A 24,525-nucleotide genomic window follows, 5' to 3' on the forward strand; every position below is an offset into this window, starting at 1 on the left:
GGCTCTGCTTTTTCTTGCAGCTTGCGGCTTGCAGCTATAAGCGGACCGTACGCGGCTCTGCTTTTTCTTGCGGCTTGAAGCTTGCAGCTTGCAGCTATAAGGGGACCGTGCGCGGCTCTGCTTTTTCTTGCGGCTTGAAGCTTGCGGCTTGCAGCTACAAGCGGCCCGTGCGCGGATCTGCTTTTTCTTGCAGCTTGCAGCTTACAGCTTGAAGCTCAAAATTCCCTCCAAATAGATGGCAGATGGCCTACTCTGAGCTTGTCTAGGTTGGTTCGAGCCTTATCTGCTCTGTGACAGGGACTTCATGAAGGGACATCGCACACTAGAGGCGCCAAGGCTGCTGGGTATCATCTGGCCCTTCATCGCCGTTGTAGTCTTCCAGGTCCTGCTGGGCAGCCTCAGCCTTTACGCGCTGTCTGCCGTGCGTGCCTACGTCGCCGGCGAAAGCCTGTGGTCCAAGGCCCAGAAAGACGCCATCTATTACCTGAACCTGTATGCCGAAACTGGCGATGAGCGCAATTACCAGCGCTATCGCCAAGTCATCACTGTGCCCCACGGTGACCGGCAGATGCGCGAGGTGCTCGACCAGCCAAACCCAGACCTCGATGTCGCGCGCCAGGCCGTGCTGCAAGGCGGCAACCACCCCGACGACGTCGACCGCATCATCTGGTTCTACCGCAATTTCAGCCGGATCAGCTACGTGCAGGCGGCGATCGACTACTGGAATGTCGGTGACGATTACCTTAAACAACTGGATGTGCTGGGCAACGAGATACGTGAAGGTTTTGCCAAAGGCCAGGTGGGGCCGGGCCAGGTCAGCCAATGGCGCGCTCGCATCGTCGCTATCAACGATGGCGTGACGCCAGCCTCCAAAGCCTTCAGCGATGCCCTGGGTGAGGGGTCGCGCATGCTGTTGCGGGTGCTGCTGGTCACCAACCTGCTCACCGCGCTGTTTCTCATTGGCTTCGCCTGGCGCCGGTCGAGCAAGCTGCTGGCCCAGCGCCAGGCCTTCGCCAGCGCCCTGCAGGAAGAAAAGGAACGCGCGCAGATTACCCTGCAGGCGATCGGCGATGCGGTGATCACCACCGATGTCGATGGCAGCATCGGCTACATGAACCCCGCTGCCGAGCAGCTGACCCATTGGCAGGCAGGCCAGGCCCTGGGCCTGCCATTGACAGCGCTGTTCAGCCTGGTGGATGAGCAGGCCCAGAGCGACAGCAGCACCCTGTTCGAACAGGTGCTCAGCGGCAGCCTCAAGGGCGGCGCCGAACATGCACGGCTGATCCAGCGCCTGGACGGCAGCACGGTTTCGATCAACCTGGTAGGGTCGCCCATCATCAGTGACGGGCAGGTGGCTGGCATTGTCCTGGTGCTGCATGACATGACCCAGGAGCGCCAGTACATCGCCAACCTGTCCTGGCAGGCTACCCATGACGCCCTGACCGGCCTGGCCAACCGCCGTGAATTCGAGTACCGCCTGGAGCAGGCCCTGAACGACCTGGTGCGCCAGGGCGGGCGGCATTCGCTGATGTTCCTGGACCTGGACCAGTTCAAGCTGGTGAACGATACCTGTGGCCATGCCGCCGGTGACGAATTGCTGCGGCACATCTGCGCCGTGCTGCAATCGGTGCTGCGCGAAGGCGATACCCTGGCGCGGCTGGGCGGCGATGAATTTGGTGTGCTGCTGGAAAACTGCCCGGGCGAACAGGCCGAGCGGATTGCCGAAAGCCTGCGCCAGGCAGTGCAAAGCCTGCACTTTGTGTGGAAAGGCAGGCCGTTCGTTACCACTGTGAGTATCGGCCTGGTGCACATGGCCCAGGCCCCGGCTACGCTGGAAGCCTCCCTGCGGGCAGCGGACATGGCGTGCTACATGGCCAAGGAGAAGGGCCGTAACCGCATCCAGGTCTACCATGCCGATGACAGCGAACTGTCGATGCGTTTTGGCGAAATGGCCTGGATACAGCGCCTGCACGTTGCCCTGGAGGAGAACCGCTTCTGTTTATATGCTCAGGAAATCGCTGCGCTAACGGCCCTCGAAGGGCCGGGGCATGTCGAGATCCTGTTGCGCCTGCAAGACGAAAGCGGCCGCACCATCCTGCCTGACAGCTTTATCCCGGCGGCCGAGCGCTATGGCCTGATGACCGCTATCGACCGCTGGGTGGTGCGCAATGTGTTCCAGGTCATTCGCCGTTGCCTGGACGAGGAGCGCGAGGGCCCGCTGTCGATGTGTGCCATCAACCTGTCGGGGTCGAGTATCGGTGACGACAAGTTCCTGGAGTACTTGCAGCGGCTGTTCGTCGAATATTCGATTCCGCCACGGCTGATTTGCTTCGAAATCACCGAGACCAGTGCCATTGCCAACCTTGGCAGTGCCATCCGATTCATCAATGAATTGAAAGGGCTGGGTTGCAAGTTCTCGCTGGATGATTTTTGTGCCGGAATGTCGTCCTTCGCTTATTTAAAACATTTACCTGTCGACTTCTTGAAGATCGACGGAAGTTTTGTCAAAGATATGCTGGATGATCCGGTCAATCGGGCCATGGTCGAAGTCATCAATCACATCGGCCACGTCATGGGTAAGCGCACCATTGCCGAGTTCGTCGAAACTCCGTTGATCGAGCAGGCCTTGCAGGAGATCGGCGTGGACTACGCCCAGGGCTATCTGATCGAACGACCGCAGGTCTTCACTTGCGACAGTCTGCAGCGTCAACGGATTGCTGCACGGCCCCTGCTGCATCGGGCGCCTGGAACCTTTCGCTGAAGTAGCGTTGGTAAATCACAGGGATCAAGGAGCTGAAAAGTGATCGATGCATTCGTCCGTATCGGGCCTTTGATGGACCCGGCCAGTTACCCCCAATGGGCCCAGCAACTGATCGAAGACTGCCGCGAGAGCAAGCGCCGGGTAGTGGAACATGAGTTCTACCAGCGCCTGCGCGATGGCCAGTTGCGGCAAGCGACCATTCGCCAGTACCTGATCGGTGGCTGGCCGGTGGTTGAGCAGTTTTCCTTGTACATGGCCCACAACCTGACCAAGACCCGCTATGCCCGCCACCCGGGGGAAGACATGGCGCGGCGCTGGCTGATGCGCAACATCCGCGTGGAGCTCAACCATGCCGATTACTGGGTGCATTGGTGCCACGCCCACGGTATTCACTTGCACGAACTGCAGTCGCAGGAAGTGCCCGCCGAGCTCAATGGGCTGAACGACTGGTGCTGGCGTGTGTGTACCACCGAGTCGCTGGCCATTGCCATGGCGGCCACCAACTACGCGATCGAAGGGGCGACGGGGGAGTGGTCGGCAGTGGTCTGTGCTGAAGACACCTACGCCATGGGCTTCCCGGAGGACCAGCGCAAGCGCGCCATGAAGTGGTTGAAGATGCATGCGCAGTATGACGACGCCCACCCCTGGGAGGCGCTGGAGATCATCTGTACGCTGGCTGGCGAAAACCCGACCCTGGGGCTGCGCAATGAGCTGCGCAAGGCGGTCTGCAAAAGTTATGACTGCATGTACCTGTTCCTGGAGCGGTGCATGCAACTGGAGGGCCGCCAGCAAGGGCGCATGCGCCCGAGCCTGGCAGCTGGCTGAAATGCCTGGGGCCGCGCGGCGGCCCCCTAGGCATGAAGCCTTACTGGGCGTTGAAGGCTTGCCCGTTCACCCCGGTACTGTCTGGCCCCATCAGGTACAGGTACACCGGCATGATCTCTTCAGGCAGCGGGTTGTTCTGCGGGTTTTCGCTCGGGTAGGCCTGGGCCCGCATCGCCGTGCGGGTAGCCCCGGGGTTGATGCTGTTGGAGCGCACCGGTGCCACACCTTCCAGTTCGTCCGCCAAGGTCTGCATCAGGCCTTCGGTCGCGAATTTGGACACACCATAAGCGCCCCAATAAGCCCGGCCCTTGCGCCCGACGCTGCTGGAGGTGAACACCACGGAGGCGTCTTCCGACAGCTTGAGCAGCGGTAGCAGGGTGCTGGTGAGCATGAACGTGGCATTGACGTTGATGTGCATCACCCGCATGAAGTTCTCGCCCGAAAGCTGTTCCAGCGGGGTGCGTGGGCCGATGATCGAGGCGTTGTTGAGCAGGCCGTCCAGGCGGCCGAACTGGTCCTCGACCATCGCCGCCAGTTCGTCGTACTGGTGGGGCAGGGCGGTTTCCAGGTTGAACGGAATCACCACCGGCTGTGGGTGGCCGGCGGCCTCGATTTCATCGTAGACCTCGTTCAGGTTGGCTTCGGTCTTGCCCAGCAGCAGTACAGTGGCGCCCAAGGCGGCGTAAGCCTTGGCGGCGGCTGCACCGATGCCGCGGCCAGCGCCGGTGACCATGATGACGCGACCCTGAAGCAGGTCGGGGCGGGCAGTGTAGTCGAACATGCGTTTGTCCTTGGTTTGAAGCGGCAAGCTTCAAGCTTCAAGCCGCAAGCTTCAAGCTGCAAGAGAAAGCGAGCAGTGCGCGGACTGCTTTTTCTTGCAGCTTGCAGCTTGAAGCTTGCCGCTGAGTGTCAGCACCCGCAGAGTGCGGCGTCGAGCACCTTGCGCAGTTCCAGTGGGTGGTCCACCACCACGTCGGCGCCCCAGTTGTTCGGGTTGTCTTCTGGATGAATATAGCCGTAGCGCACAGCCGCCGTGCGGGTGCCGGCATCGCGGCCCGACTCGATGTCGCGCAGGTCGTCGCCGACGAACAGCACGCTGGCCGGGTCCAGGTTCAGGGTCTTGCAGGCCAGGATCAACGGCTCAGGGTCGGGCTTGCTGTTTTTCACGTGATCCGGGCAGATCAGCAGTGCCGAACGCTCGGCCAGGCCCAGGCGCTGCATGATCGGCTCGGCGAAGCGGACCGGCTTGTTGGTCACCACCCCCCACAGCAGGTTGCCTCTCTCGATATCGGCCAGCAATTCGCCCATACCGTCGAACAGCTTGCTGTGCACCGCGCAGTCGCGCTGGTAGCGTTCGAGGAACTCCAGGCGCAGGGCCTCGAAGCCCTCGTCCTCCGGGCTCATGGCGAAGGTCGCGGCGACCATCGCCCGCGCACCGCCAGAAATCACGTCACGGATCAGCTTGTCGTCGATGGCCGGCAGGCCACGCTCGGCGAGCATGGCTTGGCAAATGGCGATGAAGTCCGGCGCCGTGTCGAGCAGGGTGCCGTCCATGTCAAAGAGTACCGCTCGCAAACGCATGCTCATTCCTCGCGCAGGGTCTGGATCATGTAGTTGACGTCCACATCGCTGCTGAGCTTGTAGTGCTTGGTCAGCGGGTTGTAGGTCAGGCCGATGATGTCCTTGACTTCAAGGCCCGCGACGCGGCTCCAGGCACCCAGCTCGGAGGGGCGGATGAACTTCTTGAAGTCATGGGTACCGCGCGGCAGCATCTTGAGGATGTACTCGGCGCCGATGATGGCCAGCAGGTAGGCCTTGGGGTTGCGGTTGATGGTCGAGAAGAACACCTGGCCACCCGGCTTGACCATGCGGTAGCAGGCGCGGATGACCGAGGACGGGTCGGGCACGTGCTCGAGCATTTCAAGGCAGGTGACCACATCGAACTGCTCGGGCATTTCTTCAGCCAGGGCCTCGGCGGTGATCTGCCGGTACTCCACCTGCACGCCGGACTCCAGCTGGTGCAGCTGGGCCACAGCCAGGGGCGCCTCGCCCATGTCGATACCGGTGACGGTAGCGCCACGCAGGGCCATGGCTTCACTGAGTATGCCGCCGCCGCAGCCGACGTCCAGCACCTTCTTGCCCGCCAGGCTGACGCGCTCGTCGATCCAGTTGACGCGCAGCGGATTGATGTCGTGCAGCGGCTTGAACTCGCTCTCGCGGTCCCACCAACGGTGCGCCAAGGCTTCAAACTTGGCGATTTCGGCGTGGTCGACGTTGCTCATTGAACAGTCCTCTGAAACTTCTACGAATTGCGCCGGAGTATACCCGAGCGCCCGAGGCTGTTGGTCGCTATAATCGTCCGCTTTTGATATGCGAAAGTCAGGGAGAGGTGATGCGCGAGCGACTTATGGCGGCGGAGAAGGTGACCGGTATCCGGTGGCACCACGGCGCCTTGCACCTGCTCGACCAGCGCCTGCTGCCTTCGCAAGAACGCTGGCTGGCCTGCGACACTGTCGCGCAGGTGGCGGCGGCGATCCGCGACATGGCTGTGCGTGGTGCGGCGGCCATCGGCATTGCGGCGGCCTATGGCCTGGTGCTGGCCCTGGAAGAGCGCCTGGCCGAGGGCGGCGACTGGGAAATGGACCTGGAAGAGGATTTCCTCAGCCTGGCCGAGGCGCGCCCTACGGCCGCCAACCTGTTCTGGGCGCTCAACCGCATGCGTGAGCGCCTGCAGCGCCTGCGCCCGGGCGAGGATGTGCTGGCCGCGCTGGAGGCCGAGGCCGTGGCCATTCATGAAAGCGACCGTGAGGCCAACCTGACCATGGCCCAGCAGGGCATCGAGCTGATCCGCCGCCACCAGGGCAGCGAGCAGGCCCTGCTGACCTATGGCAACTCCGGTGCCCTGGCCAGTGGCGGTTTCGGTACGGCGTTGGGGGTGATCCGCGCGGGCTTTCTCGAAGGCATGGTCGAGCGCGTCTATGCCGGCGAAACCCGGCCCTGGCTGCAGGGTTCGCGCCTGACCGCCTGGGAGCTTGCCAACGAAGGCATCCCGGTGACCCTGTGCGCCGATTCGGCGCTGGCCCACCTGATGAAGAGCAAGGGCATCACCTGGGTGGTGGTCGGCGCCGACTGCATTGCCGCCAACGGTGATGTGGCGAGCAAGATCGGCACCTACCAGCTGGCGGTGAACGCCATGCACCACGGTGTGCGGTTCATGGTGGTGGCGCCCAGCACCAGCATCGACCTCAACCTGGCCACGGGTGAAGACATCCCGCTGGAAGAGCGTGATGCCGACGAATTGCTGGATTACGCCGGTAACCGCGTAGCACCGCAGGTGGAGGTGTTCAATCCGGTGTTCGATGTGACCCCGGCTGACCTGATCGATGTGATCGTGACCGAGAAAGGCGTCGTCGAGCGCCCGGATACCGCCAAACTGGCGCAATTGATGTGTCGCAAGCGCCTGCATTGAGCGTTTGGGGTGGGGGCAGGAGAGGGGGGGCGCATGGGCGGGCGCCGGCAATGCGGTATCGGCGGCGATCACGCCAACAATCCCCCACAAAACCCCCTGTACCCCCTGCGCCATATCTCCCCACCGCTACTGCCTTTGTGATAACATCCGGCAGTTTCCAAGACCGCCCATGACGGCGGCCTTCATTGCGCAGATCCATGGCACAACTCATTGATTTGTCGTAAGTCGTCGCACCCTTATGCGCTGCGGCGGCGAGCTTCGTTCGGCCCTTGATGGAGCTGCGAAGTTTCACCAGAAAAAGGAATCAGGCTTCTCATGGGCGAACTGGCCAAAGAAATCCTCCCGGTCAATATCGAAGACGAACTGAGACAGTCTTACCTCGACTACGCGATGAGCGTGATTGTCGGGCGAGCGCTGCCCGATGCACGTGACGGCTTGAAGCCCGTGCATCGTCGCGTTCTCTATGCGATGAGCGAACTGGGCAACGACTGGAACAAGCCGTACAAGAAATCCGCCCGCGTGGTCGGTGACGTGATCGGTAAGTACCACCCGCACGGCGACACTGCGGTCTACGACACCATCGTGCGTATGGCCCAGCCCTTCTCGCTGCGCTACCTGCTGGTCGACGGCCAGGGCAACTTCGGTTCGGTCGACGGCGACAACGCCGCGGCGATGCGATACACCGAAGTGCGCATGGCCAAGCTGGCCCACGAGCTGCTGGCCGACCTGCACAAAGAAACCGTCGACTGGGTGCCCAACTACGACGGCACCGAGCAGATCCCGGCGGTCATGCCTACCCGCATCCCCAACCTGCTGGTCAACGGTTCCAGCGGTATTGCCGTGGGCATGGCGACCAACATCCCGCCGCACAACCTCGGTGAAGTCATCGACGGCTGCCTGGCGCTGATCGACAACCCGGAAGTCACCGTCGACGAGCTGATGCAGTTCATCCCCGGCCCCGACTTCCCGACTGCCGGCATCATCAACGGCCGCCAGGGCATCATCGAGGCGTACCGTACCGGCCGTGGCCGCATCTACATGCGCGCGCGCTCCGAGATCGAAGACATCGACAAGGTCGGTGGCCGCCAGCAGATCGTCGTCACCGAGCTGCCGTACCAGCTGAACAAGGCGCGTCTGATCGAAAAGATCGCCGAGCTGGTCAAAGAGAAGAAGATCGAAGGCATCACCGAGCTGCGCGACGAGTCCGACAAGGACGGTATGCGCATCGTCATCGAGCTGCGCCGCGGCGAGGTGCCGGAGGTGGTGCTCAACAACCTCTACCAGCAAACCCAGCTGCAGAGCGTGTTCGGCATCAACGTGGTGGCACTGATCGACGGCCGCCCACGTGTGCTCAACCTCAAGGACCTGCTCGAAGCGTTCGTCCGCCACCGCCGTGAGGTGGTCACGCGCCGTACCGTGTTCGAGCTGCGCAAGGCCCGTGAACGTGGCCACATCCTTGAAGGCCAGGCGGTCGCGCTGTCCAACATCGACCCGGTCATCGCCCTGATCAAGGCCTCGCCGACGCCGTCCGAAGCCAAGGAAGCACTGATTTCCACTGCCTGGGAATCCAGCGCCGTGCAGGTCATGGTCGAGCGCGCCGGCGCCGATTCCTGCCGCCCGGAAGACCTGCCGGAACAATACGGCCTGCGCGAAGGCAAGTATTACCTGTCGCCGGAACAGGCCCAGGCGATCCTCGACCTGCGCCTGCACCGCCTGACTGGCCTGGAGCACGAGAAGCTGCTGGCCGAGTACCAGGAAATCCTCGAGCAGATCGGCGAACTGATCCGCATCCTCAGCAGCGCCGAGCGCCTGATGGAAGTGATCCGCGAAGAACTCGAAGCGATCCGCGCCGAATACGGCGATGCGCGCCGCACCGAAATCCTCAACGCCAGCCACGACCTCAACTACGGCGACATGATCCCGGAAGAAGAGCGCGTGGTGACCATCTCCCACGGTGGCTATGCCAAGACCCAGCCGTTGTCCGCTTACCAGGCCCAGCGCCGTGGCGGTAAAGGCAAGTCGGCGACCGGCGTGAAGGACGAGGACTACATCGAACACCTGTTGGTCGCCAACAGCCACGCCACCCTGCTGCTGTTCTCCAGCAAGGGCAAGGTGTACTGGAAGAAGACCTACGAGATCCCTGAGGCATCCCGCGCCGCGCGTGGCCGCCCGCTGGTCAACCTGCTGCCGCTGGAGGAGGGTGAGCGCATCACCGCCATGCTGCAGATCGACCTCGAGGCCCTGCAGCAGAGCGCCGACCCGGACGAAGAGCTGGAGGACGGCGACGAGGGCGTGATCGAAGGTGAAGTGGTCGAGGTTGAAGAAGTCGACGAAGAAGACGGCGACACGCCTGAGTGGGTGGCTGAGCCGACCGGCGCGTACATCTTCATGGCCACTGCTTCCGGTACCGTCAAGAAAACCCCGCTGGTGCAGTTCGCCCGTCCGCGCTCCAATGGCCTGATCGCCTTGAAGCTCAAAGAAGGTGACACCCTGATTGCCGCGGCCATCACCGATGGCGCCAAGGAAGTCATGATGTTCTCCGACGCCGGCAAGGTGATCCGCTTCGCCGAGAGCGTGGTGCGCGAAATGGGCCGTACCGCCCGTGGTGTGCGCGGCATGAAGCTGGGCAAGGGCCAGCAGATCATCTCGATGCTGATCCCGGAGTCTGGCGCGCAGATCCTCACTGCATCCGAGCGTGGCTTCGGCAAGCGTACCCCGCTGTCCAAGTTCCCGCGCCGCGGCCGTGGTGGCCAGGGCGTGATTGCCATGGGTACCAAGGGGCGCAACGGCCTGCTGATCGGTGCTATCCAGGTGCAGGAAGGTGAAGAGATCATGCTGATCTCCGACCAGGGCACCTTGGTGCGGACACGGGTTGGCGAGGTATCCAGCCTCAGCCGGAACACCCAGGGCGTGACCCTGATCAAGCTGGCTGCAGACGAAACGCTGGTAGGCCTGGAGCGAATCCAGGAGCCTTCCGAGGAAGAGCTCGACGAACTGCTCGGGACGGACGAGGAGGGCGTTGAGGTCGAGGCGCCGGAAGCGGCGGACGATGACAACGCTGGCGCCGAAGAGGCACCGCAAGAGTAAGCAAGTGCAACAACCCTGACGGGGCGACCAAGGTCGCCCCGTTTGACTGATTACGGGCCTGTGGGGGCGGCTTGCCGGCGATAGGCGGCGAAGCGGCCGCGATACCACCGGGCCTCCCTGCAGGGCCAGGGCTGCAAGTTACGATTTTGTTCTATTTGGCAGAGCGAGAGTGGATGTGAGCAAACGAGCCTTTAACTTCTGCGCAGGCCCTGCCGCGCTTCCTGAAGCTGTCCTGCAGCGCGCCCAGGCCGAAATGCTGGACTGGGGTGGCAAGGGCTTGTCGGTGATGGAAATGAGCCATCGCAGCGACGATTACGTGGCCATCGCCGAAAAGGCCGAGCAGGACCTGCGTGACCTGCTGTCCGTCCCCTCCAACTACAAGGTCCTGTTCCTGCAGGGCGGCGCCAGCCAGCAGTTCGCCGAGATCCCGCTGAACCTGCTGCCGGAGAACGGGACTGCCGACTACGTCGAAACCGGTATCTGGTCGAAAAAGGCCATCGAAGAAGCGCGCCGCTTCGGCAACGTCAACGTCGCCGCCAGCGCCAAGCCTTACGACTACCTGGCGATCCCTGGGCAGAACGAGTGGCAGCTGACCAAGAACGCAGCATACGTTCACTACGCATCCAACGAGACCATCGGCGGCCTGCAGTTCGACTGGGTACCGCAAACCGGTGACGTCCCGCTGGTGGTGGACATGTCCTCCGACATCCTCTCGCGCCCGATCGACGTGTCGCAGTACGGCCTGATCTACGCCGGCGCGCAAAAGAACATCGGCCCGAGCGGCCTGGTGGTGGTGATCGTCCGTGAAGACCTGCTGGGCCACGCCCGCAGCAGCTGCCCGACCATGCTCGACTACAAGGTCTCGGCCGACAACGGTTCGATGTACAACACCCCGGCCACCTATTCCTGGTACCTCTCGGGCCTGGTGTTCGAGTGGCTCAAGGAGCAGGGTGGCGTCGACGCCATGGAACAACGCAACCGCGCCAAGAAAGACCGCCTGTACGGGTTCATCGACGCCAGCGAGTTCTACACCAACCCGATCAGCCACAACGCCCGTTCGTGGATGAACGTGCCGTTCCGCCTGGCCGATGAGCGCCTGGACAAGGCCTTCCTGACCGGCGCCGATGCCCGTGGCCTGCTCAACCTCAAGGGCCACCGCTCGGTGGGCGGCATGCGTGCTTCCATCTACAACGCCCTGGGCCTGGACGCTGTCGAGGCGCTGGTGGCCTACATGGCCGAATTCGAGAAGGAGCACGGCTGATGTCCGAACATGAGCTCAAGGCGCTGCGCGTGCGCATCGACAGCCTTGACGAGAAAATCCTCGAGCTGATCAGCGACCGCGCCCGTTGCGCCCAGGAAGTGGCCAAGGTCAAGACCGCCTCGCTGGCCGAGGGCGAGCAGCCGGTGTTCTACCGCCCTGAGCGTGAAGCTGCCGTGCTCAAGCGTGTGATGGAGCGCAACAAGGGGCCGCTGGGCAACGAAGAGATGGCGCGGTTGTTCCGCGAGATCATGTCGTCCTGCCTGGCCCTGGAAGAGCCGCTGAAAATCGCCTACCTGGGGCCTGAAGGCACCTTCACCCAGGCTGCGGCGATGAAGCACTTCGGCCACGCTGTGATCAGCCGGCCGATGGCTGCCATCGACGAAGTGTTCCGTGAAGTGGCTGCTGGCGCCGTCAATTTCGGCGTGGTGCCGGTGGAAAACTCCACGGAGGGTGCGGTCAGCCACACCCTGGACAGCTTCCTTGAGCACGACATGGTGATCTGCGGCGAAGTGGAGCTGCGCATCCACCATCACCTGCTGGTGGGCGAAAACACCAAGACCGACAGCATTACCCGCATCTACTCCCATGCCCAGTCGTTGGCCCAGTGCCGCAAATGGCTGGACGCGCACTACCCGAATGTGGAGCGCGTGGCGGTGTCGAGCAATGCCGAGGCGGCGAAGCGAGTCAAGGGCGAGTGGAATTCGGCGGCGATCGCCGGCGACATGGCGGCCAACCTGTACGGGTTGACCCGCCTGGCCGAGAAGATCGAAGACCGCCCGGACAACTCCACGCGCTTCTTGATGATCGGCAACCAGGAAGTGCCGCCGACTGGCGACGACAAGACGTCGATCATCGTTTCGATGAGCAACAAGCCAGGTGCCTTGCACGAATTGCTGGTGCCGTTCCATGACAATGGTATCGACCTGACCCGCATCGAGACCCGCCCGTCGCGCAGTGGCAAGTGGACCTATGTGTTCTTCATCGACTTCGTTGGCCACCACCGCGACCCGCTGATCAAGGCGGTGTTGGAGAAGATCAGCCAAGAGGCTGTGGCGCTGAAGGTGTTGGGTTCGTATCCAAAGGCGGTGCTTTGATTCAAGCTCGCCGGGGCCGCTATGCGGCCCATCGCTAGCAAGCCGGCTCCCACCGGTACAGCGCAGGCCCAAAATTCGCGCCGTACCTGTAGGGCCCAGCTTGCCGGCGATGGCCAGCAAAGCAGCCCACAGGCACAGCCCAAACCGTAAAACTTGCGCCGTACCTGTGGGAGCCGGCTTGCCGGCGATGGGCTGCACAGCAGCCCCCTGCGGTCTCACAGACTGTCCTGATTTCTGAACAGGGTTCGCACCAGTGGTAATTGCAGCAAACAACAAACCCGCACCACTCATCGGCCGCCTCGTCGTCGTAGGCCTGGGTCTGATCGGCGGCTCCTTCGCCAAAGGCCTGCGTGAAAGCGGCCTGTGCCGCGAAGTGGTCGGCGTCGACCTGGACGCCCCTTCACGCAAGCAGGCTGTGGCCCTGGGTGTGGTCGACCGCTGCGAAGAAGACCTCGCCGCCGCCTGTGTCGGCGCCGACGTCATCCAGCTGGCGGTGCCGATCCTGGCCATGGAAAAGCTCCTCGCCCGCCTGGCACAACTGGACCTGGGCAACGCCGTCATCACCGACGTCGGCAGCGCCAAAGGCAACGTGGTGCGTGCTGCGCGTGAAGTGTTCGGCGAGCGCCTGCGCCACTTCGTGCCCGGCCACCCCATCGCCGGCTCCGAACAAAGCGGGGTGGAGGCCTCCAACGCCACCCTGTTCCGCCGCCACAAGGTCATCCTCACGCCCCTGCCCGAAACCGACCCCGCCGCCCTGGCCCTGGTCGACCGCCTGTGGCGTGCGCTGGATGCCGACGTGGAGCACATGCCGGTCGAGCGCCACGACGAAGTGCTGGCCGCCACCAGCCACTTGCCACACCTGCTGGCGTTCGGCCTGGTCGATTCGTTGGCCAAGCGCAATGAAAACCTTGAGATCTTCCGGTACGCTGCCGGTGGTTTCCGCGATTTCACCAGAATCGCCGGCAGCGATCCGACCATGTGGCATGACATATTCCTCGCCAACCGCGAGGCTGTCTTACGCACCCTGGACACTTTTCGCAGCGACCTCGACGCCTTGCGCGACGCGGTCGATGCAGGGGACGGGCACCAGTTGCTGGGTGTATTCACCCGCGCTCGGGTTGCCCGCGAGCATTTCAGTAAAATCTTGGCCCGCCGGGCCTATGTGGACGCTATGAACGCCAACGATCTGATTTTCCTGGCCCAACCGGGTGGCCGCCTGACCGGGCGAATCCGCGTACCGGGCGACAAGTCGATTTCCCACCGTTCGATCATGCTCGGCTCCCTGGCCGAAGGCACGACCGAAGTCGAAGGCTTCCTCGAAGGTGAGGACGCCCTGGCGACCCTTCAGGCTTTCCGTGACATGGGGGTGGTCATCGAAGGCCCGAACCACGGCCGCGTGACCATTCACGGTGTGGGCCTGCACGGCCTCAAGCCACCGCCCGGGCCGATCTACGTGGGCAACTCCGGCACCTCCATGCGCCTGCTCTCGGGCCTGCTGGCCGGCCAGTCGTTCGACGTGACCATGACCGGCGACGCGTCGCTGTCCAAGCGCCCGATGAACCGCGTGGCCAACCCGCTGCGCGAGATGGGTGCTGTGGTCGAGACCGGCCCGGACGGCCGCCCACCGCTGACCATCCGCGGTGGCCACACGCTCAAAGCGCTGACCTACACGCTGCCGATGGCCAGTGCCCAGGTCAAATCCTGCTTGCTGCTGGCTGGCCTGTACGCCGAGGGCAAAACCACCGTTACCGAGCCTGCGCCCACCCGTGACCACACCGAGCGCATGCTGCGCGGCTTCGGCTATGCGGTAGAGTCCAACGGCCCGGTAGCTTCGCTGCAGTCCGGCGGCAAACTCACTGCCACACGCATCGAAGTGCCAGCAGACATCTCGTCGGCCGCGTTCTTCCTGGTGGCAGCCTCCATCGCCGAAGGCTCGGAGCTTGTGCTCGAACATGTCGGCATCAACCCGACCCGCACCGGTGTCATCGACATCCTGCGCCTGATGGGTGGCGACATCACCCTGGAAAACCAGCGTGAAGTCGGCGGTGAGCCGGTGGCCGACCTGCGGGTGCGCGGTGCCAAGCTCAAGGGTATCGATATCCCTGAGCACCTGGTGCCGCTGGCCATCGACGAATTCCCGGTGCTGTTCGTGGCCGCCGCCTGCGCCGAAGGGCGCACCGTGCTGCGTGGCGCCGAAGAGCTGCGGGTGAAGGAGTCTGACCGCATCCAGGTGATGGCCGACGGCCTGATCGCCCTGGGCGTGAAGTGCGAGCCGACCCCCGACGGCATCATCATCGACGGTGGCCAGATTGGCGGTGGCGAAGTGCATGGCCACGGCGACCACCGCATCGCCATGGCCTTCAGCGTTGCCTCGCTGCGCGCCAGCGCACCCATCCGCATCCATGATTGCGCCAACGTCGCCACCTCGTTCCCCAACTTCCTCGCGCTGTGCGCCGAAGTGGGTATTCGCGTGGCAGAAGAGGGCAAGTCGTGAATTCCCAAGCGCCGGTCATCACCATCGATGGCCCGAGCGGCTCGGGCAAGGGTACGGTCGCAGGCCTGTTGGCGCGCGAACTGGGTTGGCGGTTGCTGGATTCCGGCGCGCTTTACCGTCTGCTGGCGTTCAACGCCGGCAATCACGGTGTCGACCTGACCAACGAAGAGCTGCTGAAAAAACTGGCCGCCCATCTGGATGTGCAGTTCGTCGCCGCCGAGCCGGGTAAGCTGCAACAGATCATTCTCGAAGGTGAGGACGTCAGCAATGTCATCCGCACCGAGACGGTGGGTGCCGGGGCGTCGATGGTCGCCTCCCTGCCGGCAGTGCGTGAAGCGCTGCTGCAGCGCCAGCGCGCTTTCCGCGAAGCGCCGGGCCTGATCGCCGATGGCCGCGACATGGGTACCGTGGTGTTCCCCGACGCGCCACTGAAGGTGTTTTTGACCGCCAGTGCCGAGGAGCGTGCCCGCCGCCGCTACCTGCAGTTGAAGGGCAAAGGCGAAGATGTTAGTCTGTCGAGTCTGCTAGATGAGATTCGTGCGCGCGATGAGCGCGACACCCAGCGCGCAGTGGCCCCGCTCAAGCCGGCGGCCGATGCCATACAGCTGGATTCCACGGAGCTGTCCATCGAGCAGGTGCTGCACCGTATCAGGAGCGAGCTCGCCCAGCGCGACTTGGTCTGATCGTCAGGAAAGCAGGCAGGGGCACCAGTCAACGTCCTGCCCGTTTTCCTTTACTTAACGAAACCCACATTGTCTGGAGTGTGGCGATGGGCGTCTGTTTCGCCCGAATCTACAGGAATTAAAATGAGCGAAAGCTTTGCAGAACTCTTTGAAGAAAGCCTGAAAACCCTCAATCTTCAGCCGGGTGCGATCATCTCCGGTATCGTTGTCGACATCGACGGCGACTGGGTTACCGTACACGCTGGCCTGAAGTCCGAGGGCGTCATCCCGCTCGAGCAGTTCTACAACGAAGCTGGCGAGCTGACCATCAAGGTCGGTGACGAAGTTCACGTTGCGCTGGACGCGGTCGAAGACGGCTTTGGCGAAACCAAACTGTCCCGTGAAAAAGCCAAGCGCGCCGAGTGCTGGATTGTTCTGGAAGCAGCTTTCGCCGCCGAAGAAGTGGTCAAGGGCGTTATCAACGGTAAGGTTAAGGGCGGCTTCACTGTCGACGTTAACGGCATCCGTGCGTTCCTGCCGGGCTCCCTGGTTGATGTCCGCCCTGTGCGCGACACCACCCACCTGGAAGGCAAAGAGCTGGAATTCAAGGTCATCAAGCTGGACCAGAAGCGCAACAACGTTGTCGTTTCCCGTCGCAGCGTGCTGGAAGCCGAGAACTCCGCCGAGCGCGAAGCCCTGCTGGAAACCCTGCAGGAAGGCCAGCAAGTCAAAGGTATCGTCAAGAACCTCACCGACTACGGCGCATTCGTGGACCTGGGCGGCATCGACGGCCTGCTGCACATCACCGACATGGCTTGGAAGCGCATCAAGCACCCATCGGAAATCGTTAACGTTGGCGACGAAGTCGACGTACGCGTTCTGAAGTTCGACCGTGAGCGTAACCGCGTTTCGCTGGGTCTGAAGCAGATGGGCGAAGATCCGTGGGTTGCTATCACTGCGCGTTACCCAGAAGGTACCCGCGTACAGGCTCGCGTTACCAACCTGACCGACTACGGCTGCTTCGCTGAGCTGGAAGAAGGCGTTGAAGGTCTGGTACACGTTTCCGAAATGGACTGGACCAACAAGAACATCCACCCGTCGAAAGTCGTTCAGGTTGGCGACGAAGTGGAAGTCATGGTTCTGGACATCGACGAAGAGCGTCGTCGTATCTCCCTGGGCATCAAGCAGTGCAAGTCCAACCCATGGGAAGACTTCTCCGGCCAGTTCAACAAGGGTGACAAGATCACCGGTACCATCAAGTCGATCACCGACTTCGGTATCTTCATCGGCCTGGACGGCGGCATCGACGGCCTGGTTCACCTGTCCGACATCTCCTGGAACGAAACCGGCGAAGAAGCCGTACGTCGTTTCAAGAAGGGCGACGAGCTGGAAACCGTCATCCTGTCGGTTGACCCAGAGCGCGAGCGCATCTCCCTGGGCATCAAGCAGCTGGAAGACGATCCGTTCTCCAACTTCGTTGCTGTCAACGACAAGGGCGCTATCGTCAAGGGCATCGTGAAAGAAGTTGACGCCAAAGGCGCCATCGTCACTCTGGCCGACGACATCGAAGCCACTCTGAAAGCTTCCGAAATCAGCCGTGACCGCGTTGAAGACGCGCGTAACGTTCTGAAGGAAGGCGAAGAGATCGAAGCCAAGATCATCAGCGTTGACCGCAAATCGCGCGTCATCAGCCTGTCGATCAAGTCGAAAGACGACGCTGAAGAGCGTGAAGCCATCCAGAGCCTGAAAAACGCTCCGGAAGCGGCTGCCGATACCACCATGGCTGCGCTGCTGCGCGAAGCAATGGCCAAGCAGAACTAAGTTCTGTTTGATCGGTGTGAAAAAAGGTGGCCTTCGGGCCACCTTTTTTTATACCCAAAATTCCCCACCCCAACGCCACCCCCGGTAGGACCCAGCTTGCCGGCGATGTCCTGCAAAGCAGGCCCAACCGCGTCGACACCGCCGCGCAAAGCATCGCCCAGTGCACAGCCAAGCGCTGTATGCCCAGCGTAAAAAGCCTACCCTCCAGCCCGCCCATTCCAATCCCGAAATCCCCCCAGCCTAACGCCATCCCCTGTAGTTCCCGGCCCGCCCACGCTCCCCCACAAAGCTCCCCCAGCCTTATTTCCGAACACTCCAATCTTGAATTTTTTTATTAAGTCAAGAACCACCCTGTTCAAATCCTTCCGAGCGTGCTACAAACTGATTAAGCAATGATCTAGCTGCTTGATAACGAAGGGAAAAATATGACGAAGTCGGAGCTGATCGAACGTATTGTCACCCATCAAGGGCTACTCTCGTCCAAGGATGTGGAGCTGGCCATCAAGACCATGCTTGAACAGATGTCCCAATGCTTGGCCACCGGAGATCGTATCGAGATCCGCGGTTTTGGCAGCTTCTCCCTGCACTATCGCGCGCCACGTGTAGGGCGCAACCCCAAGACCGGCCAGTCGGTCGAACTGGAAGGCAAGTTCGTTCCGCACTTCAAACCCGGCAAAGAGCTGCGTGATCGCGTCAATGAAGAAGAGCACGAGCACCCCTGACTGATGAAGGAGCCAGTTTGATGCGTAACCTCAAGCGCGCCTTGGCGGCGTTGTTCGTACTGCTATTGGCAGCGGTGGTGTTGTTCTTCGTGCTGGAAAACCAGCAAACCGTGGCACTCGTACTGTTCGGCTGGTCGGCGCCCGAGTTGCCGGTTGCGGTACCAGTGCTGGCCGCCCTGGTAGTCGGCCTTGCAGTTGGCCCCCTGTTGGGTGCCTACGGCGTACAGCGCAGCAAGCGCAAGATTCGCGCCTCGGCCCGACAGGCAGCGCTTGAAGGGAAGTGAGGAAAATTCCCGCGTTTCTTTAGGAAATGTTCACCTGTGCACGCCACGCTGAAAATGAAGTAATACCCGCTTCATTTTTACGGCCCAAACGAGCGTGCAGCAGTATGGCGTTTCCCACCCTTACACATCGCGGTGGCACCCGTGGTGTAACCGGTTCTTGTCACCAGCTTCACATCGATCCAACCACCAGCCTGCTCGTGGATTGCGGCCTGGAGCAGGGCGCCGACGCCGCGCCCGGTGCTGCTAGCGCAGCGCTCGGTTTTGATATCCAGGGCATACAAGCCTTGGTGATCACCCACGTCCACCTCGACCATGTCGGCCGTATCCCCGCGCTGCTGGCGGCCGGCTTTCGCGGCCCGATCCTCTGCAGCGAGCCCTCGGCAAAGCTGTTACCCCTGGTACTGGAAGATGCCTACAGGCTGGCCATCAGCAGCGAGCCCGCACAAGTGGCGCGTTACCTCGAGCTAATCGATGGCCTGGTGGTGTCGATTCCCTTCGGCCAGTGGCACTGCGTGGTAAACAAGCCCGGCCTCAGCTGCCAAGTGCGCCTGCAGCGCGCCGGGCACCTGCTGGGCTCCGCCTATGTGGAGTGCGACATAGACGTGGCAGAGCAAAACCACCGCATCGTTTTCTCCGGCGATCTCGGCCCCGAAGGCAACCCACTGCTGCGCCCACTGCAACCACCCGAGCGGGCAGACCTGCTGGTGTTGGAAAGCACCTACGGTGACCGCCTGCACCCCGACCGCAGCATGCGCCAGCACCAGCTTGAGCAGGTGATCGACCGCGCACTGCAGGACCGCGGCACCATCCTGATTCCCGCGTTCAGCCTGGGCCGCACTCAAGAGTTGCTGTACGAGATCGAGGCCATTCTCCACCGCAAGGCACTGCTCGGTGACCCGGCCGTGGTGCCGGGTGATGACACCTTCGCCTGGTCGCAGCTACCGATCATTCTCGACTCCCCCTTGGCCCAGCGCATTACCACCGTCTACCGCCAGCTGCATGACTACTGGAATGACGAAGCCAAGGCGCTGATGAGCGAAGGGCGTGACCCCCTTGGCTTCAACCAGCTGGTGTGCGTGGATACCCATGCGCGCCACCAGCAGGTGGTCAATTACCTGAAAAGCACCGGGCGCCCGGCGATTGTGATTGCGGGTAACGGCATGTGCTCAGGAGGCCGGATCGTCAACTACCTCAAGGCGATGCTTGGTGATCCGCGGCATGAGGTGATGTTCGTCGGCTACCAGGCCAGGGGAACACCAGGGGCTGCGATTCAGCGCAAAGCGGGTACGAAAGGGACCGTGCAGGTCGACTTGGATGGGGTTGGCTATGAGGTGCGGGCGAAGGTTGCGACGTTGGGTGGGTACTCAGGGCATGCGGACCAGGCAGGGTTGGTGAGGTTCGCTATGGCGTGTGCCGCGCGGCGGGTAGTGCTGGTGCATGGGGAGACGCGGGCGAAGCAGGTGCTGGCGCAGGTCTTGCGGGATAGGCTTGCTGAGGGTGGGAATGAGGTGAGCGTCACAGTTGCGGTGTGATCTTTGGGCGGTGCGCGTGAAGTCTGTCGAAAAGTGAGGAACTTCTGTGGGAAGGTTCCCTCTATTACTGATTAATGCTAAGTAGGTGAAGCTTGGCGGGCATGTGGGCAAAATGCCGCTACGCTTGACGCGAGGGGAGTGCCGCTTCCGCAGCAGGAAGCGCCCCAGAGATGAAGCAATCAGACGGACCCAAGGAAAAAAAGACTAAATGCGCAATGAACGCGAGCGCCTGAGCGGTAGTGATGAGATTGATCTGATTGAGCTTGTGCAGGGGGTTTGGCGGCAAAAGCTTTGGGTTGGGCTGATCGCGGTACCGATAATCGCAATAGGTTTCACCTACATAATGCTGGTTTCGCCAGTGTACGAGGCGAAGCTCTACATTCAGCCACCCTCTCAGAATGAGATTGCTCAACTTAACTACGGTCGTGGTGACGGCACAGGCCTTGCTCCGCTCAGCTCCAAAGACGTGTACAGCATCTACCTCAAGGCGCTCCAGTCTGAAGCCGTCCGAGATAAGTTCTTTCGCAGTGCATTTCTCCCGATGCTGACAGAGGCGGAGCGGAGCGGGTCGCGCGATGCATTGTACGCTCAGTTCAACGGTATGCTTAAAGTGACCCAAGCTGGTAAAAATATGCCAGACCGCTATGTGCTCACTGCGAACATCGAAGATCCTCGTCTAGCGGCGACGTGGGTGTCCAGCTACGCCGAAATGGCGGCGGAGCGAGCTAAAAATGAGCTCCTGAGTGGTACTCGCAGTGATATTTCGATAATGGCTGACAACCTAGAGCAGCAAATCCGTGCCTCGCGGGCCAGTGCTGCGAACAAGCGTGCCGATCAGATTGCGAAGCTTAAAGAAGCATTGCGGGTAGCGAGCTCCATTGGGCTTGAAAAACCACCGATCATCGCCGAAACGTTGTCGAACGAAGTATCGGCTGGAATGAGTGGGGCGCTCACCTATATGCGGGGGACCAAGGCGCTGCAAGGTGAAATTGCTAACCTAGAGTCTCGTGCTTCGGACGATCCCTTCATCCCTGACTTGCGAGAAAGGCAAGAGAAGCTGAGTTTTCTGCGTAGCCTGAAGATCGATCCATCGTTGGTTGCCATGTATCAGCAGGATGGGGCCGTTTCTCAGCCTGATGAGCCAATCAAGCCGCGAAAAGCCCTGATTTTTTTATTATCGGTGCTGGTAGGCATGGGTCTGGGTGTGATGGCGGCGCTAAGCCGTGACCTTTGGGAGAAACGGAAGGCGACGAGTGGAAGGGAACTTCTTTGACCACAAGGATCTTCAAGGCGTTGTTGTCGGTTACGGAAGGTGTAACAATGCCCTTTAGCCGCCGATGACATGGAATGCTGAACGAGCGAGCACGACCCGCTGATCCGCCCTGCCTGTCTTGGTTATCCCCCAGTTAGCACGCAGGCAAGTCAATTGAAAAGTATTTCACGCGTCCCTTCCATGGCCTCTTCAGGCGAAATTGACCTTTTTGGGATTGTCCGCACCGTTTGGCGCAGGCGAATATTTATCGTGGCGGTTACGGCGGGATGCGGGCTGATTGGTGCAGTAGCGGCTTACACGATTACGCCCGTTTATGAGACGTCGACAATGTTGAGGCCTGTTGCTCTAAATCAACTGGACGCGTTGAATCGCTCGAAGATCTACTCATTGCCGCCATCAGATGCGCTAAGGCGTGTAGGCGCGACGCTTGAGTCCTACAAAGCGCGCTTAGACTTTTTCCGCTCCAGGCCAGATCTGATCAATGCTTTTCAAGATGAAGGGGAAAGCATAGAACAGGCTTTTGAAAATTTTAATTCCGGTGCACTCAGCGTCGTACAGGCTGATTTGAAGAAAACGGATCTGCTCAGTGACTTCATCGGAATAAAGATGCGTTATGAGAGCGGCGTTAACGGTCCGACCATTCTGAATGACTTCGTTGACTATGCAATCGAACGAGAGCGAGTTCAACTTTCCAAAGACATGCAGGTCATTGTAGCCAACCGCCTAGCTGAGGTTGATGCTCAATTGATTTCCGCAATGACAGGTTACCAGGCCGGTAATGAAAGCCGTATAGCGCGACTTGAGGAAAATGATTCGATCAAGCGTGCGCAACTCAACGATGAGCTGAAGGCCCTCCGGGTGCAGTTGAAGCTGCGCCGCGAAGCACGTTTGGTCGAGTTGGACGAAGCCATAAATGTAGCTATAAGCCTTGGATTAAAAAAGCCATCCACCCCTTCATTGATGGCGGATGAAGGTGTGGTAAACGGCAGCGTAATTCGTACTGAAGTAAACGGCAGGCAAGTGCCGCTGTATTTCATGGGTACCGAGGTGCTAGATGCCGAGCGCACGGCTCTTCGGAAGCGCACTTCAGATGACTTTGTAGAGCCTAGAATCGGTCAGATCCGTAAAGAACTGATCATGCTTTCGACCAACCGCAAGGTCCAGGCAATCAAGGCTCGGGCAAATGAAGAGGCATTTTTGGAAGGGATAGACGCGCTTCGCATCGAGCGCGCACGCTTGCAGGCTATCGACACCCAGTTGCAAGGGTTGCATCTAGTCAACGTCGACCAGCGGGCGGTGGCATCCACTAAGCCTATCAAGCCTCGCAAAACCTTAATTGTGCTTGTGGCATTGGTTGGAGGACTGTTACTAGGAATTGTTATCGCCATACTGCGTGGTGCATTCAAGGATCACTTACGACACCTGAGGGTTCTACATATCGATGGTTCTGGTGAACGGATTCTTGCCGAGGATTTGCCGCAGCAGATAAACACTCGATTATCAGAAGCGAATTCTTGATATATGGGGCTTGATGTTGATTTGATGGCACGCAGAGTGGCTTCGAAGAGGTTCTCAAATGCTAAACAGCGGTCGGAAAATTGCCCTCTGGAAAGCGGGCCGTGCTTTGACCCGCTACAGAGCTGTTTCGGATCGAGTGATTCGGCCGGAGAGGAAGCCCATACAGAATCACTCCTAGGGCCCGGTATGCACGTCTGGCATTCAGCGCCCCGGATTTTTCGTTGTTTTGGGGCCTCTATGTTCTGACACCTTTGTTAGCCAACTGTCTATGCGATGTTATGAGCTTAAGCTAAGATTCAGATGATAACCCGCTTTGGGAATAGGCAGCAGGTGAAAGGCGAGATCGGAATCTAATTCTATGAGTTCTTATAGCTGAGTACAATGGCATAAACTTGAGCGCTAGGCCTGATAAGTTGAAGATAAGATGATTAAAAAATTAAATAGTTCAACTTTCAAGAAGTATTTTTTCAATTCGTCCTGGATGCTGGCTGAGCAGTTTCTGCGAATTGTGTCTGGTGTATTTGTTGGGATATATGTGGCTCGTTACTTAGGGCCTGATAGCTACGGTATCTTGAGTTATTTGATTGCCGTAGCTACCTTTTTAATCGCAATTTCTCGACTAGGCATGGATGCTATCGTTGTTAGAGAAGTGGTGAAGCAAGAAGAAAGATATGAAGTATTAACTGGGACTGCGTTCTGGTTAATGTTTGTGGCAGGGGTGGTTTGTACGGCTTTGGCTGTGGTTTATTTTTATTTTAGTGACGAGTCTGATTGCGTAAAGCTATACGCTTGTATTATGTCTATGGGGTGCATATTTACATCTGTTTACGTGTTTGATTATTATTTTCAGGCCAAGGTTAAAGCGAAATATTCTGCAATTATAAAGTCAATTGCCTTGTTAGTTATGTCGCTAGTTAAGCTTTGGCTGATAGTGATCCAGGCGAAGTTATTTTGGTTCGTTTGTGCTTTTCTTGCAGACTTTATTATTCTCAGTTTGTTTTTTGCGATCATGGCTCTTCGTCTAGGTATCTTGAACTGTTTGTCTAAGTTCAGTTGGCACGACGCTAAGGACATGCTTATGAGTGCTTGGCCTTTGGTTTTGGGGTCGGTCGCAATACAAATATATATGAGGATTGATCAGGTAATGATCCGGGATATTCTTGGCCTCAGGGAGGTAGGTATATACTCTGCCGCAGTAAGAATATATGAGGCTTGGGTTGTCTTCTTGGTGGTTATAACTATATCTCTGCTTCCAGCTATAATTACGTTAAAGAATAGGAACGAACAGCTATACCATAATAGGCTTAGTCAGCTATTAGCTGTGGTTATTTGGAGTAGTGTATTAGTTGCAGTGGTGGCGACTTTTTGGGGTGAGGAATTAATGGTCCTTACTTTTGGGGAAGATTATAGAGAGTCTGCCGGCGTACTTAGCATTATCATGTGGACAGGTGTATTTGCAGGAATGGGAACCGTATCGGCCCGCTACCTGAACGTGGAAAAAATGGAGCGAAAGTTTGCCGTACGTACCGTGGCGGCTGCAGTTGTAAATGTTGTCTTGAATTATTTGCTTATCCCTATATATGGAATAAAAGGGGCAGCGATCTCTACGTTCATGTGTACTTTTTTTGCAAACTATGTGATGGATTGGTTTGATCCGGAGCTTAAGTTGTTGCTTAAACTTAAGCATAGAGCAATATTTCGGCCCATTGGTTGAGGGTGAGT

Annotated in this window: 18 protein-coding genes; 15 read left to right on the forward strand and 3 right to left on the reverse strand. The window is 59.9% G+C overall.

Annotated features, from left to right (window positions below; translation table 11 throughout):
- Nucleotides 1-304: 304 nt before the first annotated feature.
- Together ACIPZC_RS18380 and ACIPZC_RS18385 are read left to right on the forward strand one after the other, a co-directional pair.
- A complete protein-coding gene (locus tag ACIPZC_RS18380; protein ID WP_400628620.1) occupies nucleotides 305-2,761 on the forward strand; it encodes an EAL domain-containing protein in 2,457 nt (818 codons plus the stop codon).
- A gap of 39 nt (nucleotides 2,762-2,800) precedes the next feature.
- Nucleotides 2,801-3,586, forward strand: a complete 786-nt coding sequence (locus tag ACIPZC_RS18385) for a TenA family transcriptional regulator (RefSeq protein ID WP_241802884.1) — start codon at nucleotides 2,801-2,803, stop codon at nucleotides 3,584-3,586.
- A 40-nt stretch (nucleotides 3,587-3,626) separates the two neighbouring features.
- On the opposite strand, the gene ACIPZC_RS18390 is transcribed toward ACIPZC_RS18385, so the two are convergent.
- The 3 genes from ACIPZC_RS18390 to ubiG all read right to left on the reverse strand — a co-directional run bounded on the left by ACIPZC_RS18390 (nucleotide 3,627) and on the right by ubiG (nucleotide 5,868).
- A complete protein-coding gene (locus tag ACIPZC_RS18390) occupies nucleotides 3,627-4,367 on the reverse strand; it encodes a YciK family oxidoreductase (RefSeq protein WP_400628622.1) in 741 nt (246 codons plus the stop codon).
- Between the two features lie 128 nt (nucleotides 4,368-4,495).
- On the reverse strand, nucleotides 4,496-5,167 hold the full coding sequence (gene mupP, locus ACIPZC_RS18395; protein WP_241802891.1) for an N-acetylmuramic acid 6-phosphate phosphatase MupP: 672 nt from the start codon (nucleotides 5,165-5,167) through the stop codon (nucleotides 4,496-4,498).
- A gap of 2 nt (nucleotides 5,168-5,169) precedes the next feature.
- Nucleotides 5,170-5,868, reverse strand: a complete 699-nt coding sequence (gene ubiG, locus ACIPZC_RS18400; RefSeq protein WP_241802900.1) for a bifunctional 2-polyprenyl-6-hydroxyphenol methylase/3-demethylubiquinol 3-O-methyltransferase UbiG — start codon at nucleotides 5,866-5,868, stop codon at nucleotides 5,170-5,172.
- 110 nt (nucleotides 5,869-5,978) lie between these two features.
- On the opposite strand from ubiG, the gene mtnA reads away from it, so the two are divergent.
- The 13 genes from mtnA (at nucleotide 5,979) to ACIPZC_RS18465 (ending at nucleotide 24,517) form a co-directional block, all read left to right on the forward strand.
- The gene (mtnA, locus tag ACIPZC_RS18405) at nucleotides 5,979-7,055 is read left to right on the forward strand and encodes an S-methyl-5-thioribose-1-phosphate isomerase (protein ID WP_267821859.1); all 1,077 of its coding nucleotides are present in this window, start codon (nucleotides 5,979-5,981) and stop codon (nucleotides 7,053-7,055) included.
- 315 nt (nucleotides 7,056-7,370) lie between these two features.
- The gene (gene gyrA / locus ACIPZC_RS18410) at nucleotides 7,371-10,142 is read left to right on the forward strand and encodes a DNA gyrase subunit A (RefSeq protein WP_241802903.1); all 2,772 of its coding nucleotides are present in this window, start codon (nucleotides 7,371-7,373) and stop codon (nucleotides 10,140-10,142) included.
- A gap of 175 nt (nucleotides 10,143-10,317) precedes the next feature.
- A complete protein-coding gene (gene serC / locus ACIPZC_RS18415; RefSeq protein ID WP_400628626.1) occupies nucleotides 10,318-11,403 on the forward strand; it encodes a 3-phosphoserine/phosphohydroxythreonine transaminase in 1,086 nt (361 codons plus the stop codon).
- Nucleotides 11,403-12,497, forward strand: a complete 1,095-nt coding sequence (pheA, locus tag ACIPZC_RS18420; RefSeq protein ID WP_012313288.1) for a prephenate dehydratase — start codon at nucleotides 11,403-11,405, stop codon at nucleotides 12,495-12,497. Before serC ends, pheA begins: the two co-directional genes overlap by 1 nt.
- 253 nt (nucleotides 12,498-12,750) lie before the next feature.
- On the forward strand, nucleotides 12,751-14,991 hold the full coding sequence (locus ACIPZC_RS18425) for a bifunctional prephenate dehydrogenase/3-phosphoshikimate 1-carboxyvinyltransferase (RefSeq protein WP_241802906.1): 2,241 nt from the start codon (nucleotides 12,751-12,753) through the stop codon (nucleotides 14,989-14,991).
- On the forward strand, nucleotides 14,988-15,674 hold the full coding sequence (gene cmk / locus ACIPZC_RS18430) for a (d)CMP kinase (RefSeq protein WP_400628629.1): 687 nt from the start codon (nucleotides 14,988-14,990) through the stop codon (nucleotides 15,672-15,674). The genes ACIPZC_RS18425 and cmk overlap by 4 nt, the downstream gene beginning before the upstream one ends.
- Before the next feature lie 123 nt (nucleotides 15,675-15,797).
- Nucleotides 15,798-17,474, forward strand: a complete 1,677-nt coding sequence (rpsA, locus tag ACIPZC_RS18435) for a 30S ribosomal protein S1 (RefSeq protein ID WP_012313291.1) — start codon at nucleotides 15,798-15,800, stop codon at nucleotides 17,472-17,474.
- A 425-nt stretch (nucleotides 17,475-17,899) separates the two neighbouring features.
- Complete coding sequence (gene ihfB / locus ACIPZC_RS18440; RefSeq protein ID WP_012313292.1) at nucleotides 17,900-18,196, forward strand: integration host factor subunit beta; 297 nt, start codon at nucleotides 17,900-17,902, stop codon at nucleotides 18,194-18,196.
- A gap of 20 nt (nucleotides 18,197-18,216) precedes the next feature.
- Nucleotides 18,217-18,480, forward strand: coding sequence for a lipopolysaccharide assembly protein LapA domain-containing protein (locus tag ACIPZC_RS18445; RefSeq protein ID WP_241802910.1), 264 nt, complete (start codon nucleotides 18,217-18,219; stop codon nucleotides 18,478-18,480).
- Between the two features lie 104 nt (nucleotides 18,481-18,584).
- Nucleotides 18,585-20,012 (forward strand): MBL fold metallo-hydrolase RNA specificity domain-containing protein, encoded by a 1,428-nt coding sequence (locus ACIPZC_RS18450; RefSeq protein ID WP_400628632.1) that lies wholly within the window; start codon nucleotides 18,585-18,587, stop codon nucleotides 20,010-20,012.
- A 208-nt stretch (nucleotides 20,013-20,220) separates the two neighbouring features.
- Nucleotides 20,221-21,285 (forward strand): LPS O-antigen chain length determinant protein WzzB, encoded by a 1,065-nt coding sequence (locus ACIPZC_RS18455; RefSeq protein WP_400628634.1) that lies wholly within the window; start codon nucleotides 20,221-20,223, stop codon nucleotides 21,283-21,285.
- Nucleotides 21,286-21,438: 153 nt separating this feature from the next.
- Nucleotides 21,439-22,803: a Wzz/FepE/Etk N-terminal domain-containing protein gene (locus ACIPZC_RS18460; protein WP_400628636.1), complete on the forward strand. Its 1,365-nt coding sequence runs from the start codon at nucleotides 21,439-21,441 to the stop codon at nucleotides 22,801-22,803.
- Nucleotides 22,804-23,227: 424 nt separating this feature from the next.
- Nucleotides 23,228-24,517, forward strand: a complete 1,290-nt coding sequence (locus ACIPZC_RS18465) for a flippase (protein WP_400628638.1) — start codon at nucleotides 23,228-23,230, stop codon at nucleotides 24,515-24,517.
- The last annotated feature ends 8 nt before the right edge of the window (nucleotides 24,518-24,525 follow it).

Origin of the sequence: Pseudomonas sp. NPDC089743 (assembly GCF_044748785.1) — a bacterium.
GTDB classification, from domain to species: Bacteria; Pseudomonadota; Gammaproteobacteria; order Pseudomonadales; family Pseudomonadaceae; genus Aquipseudomonas; species Aquipseudomonas putida_X.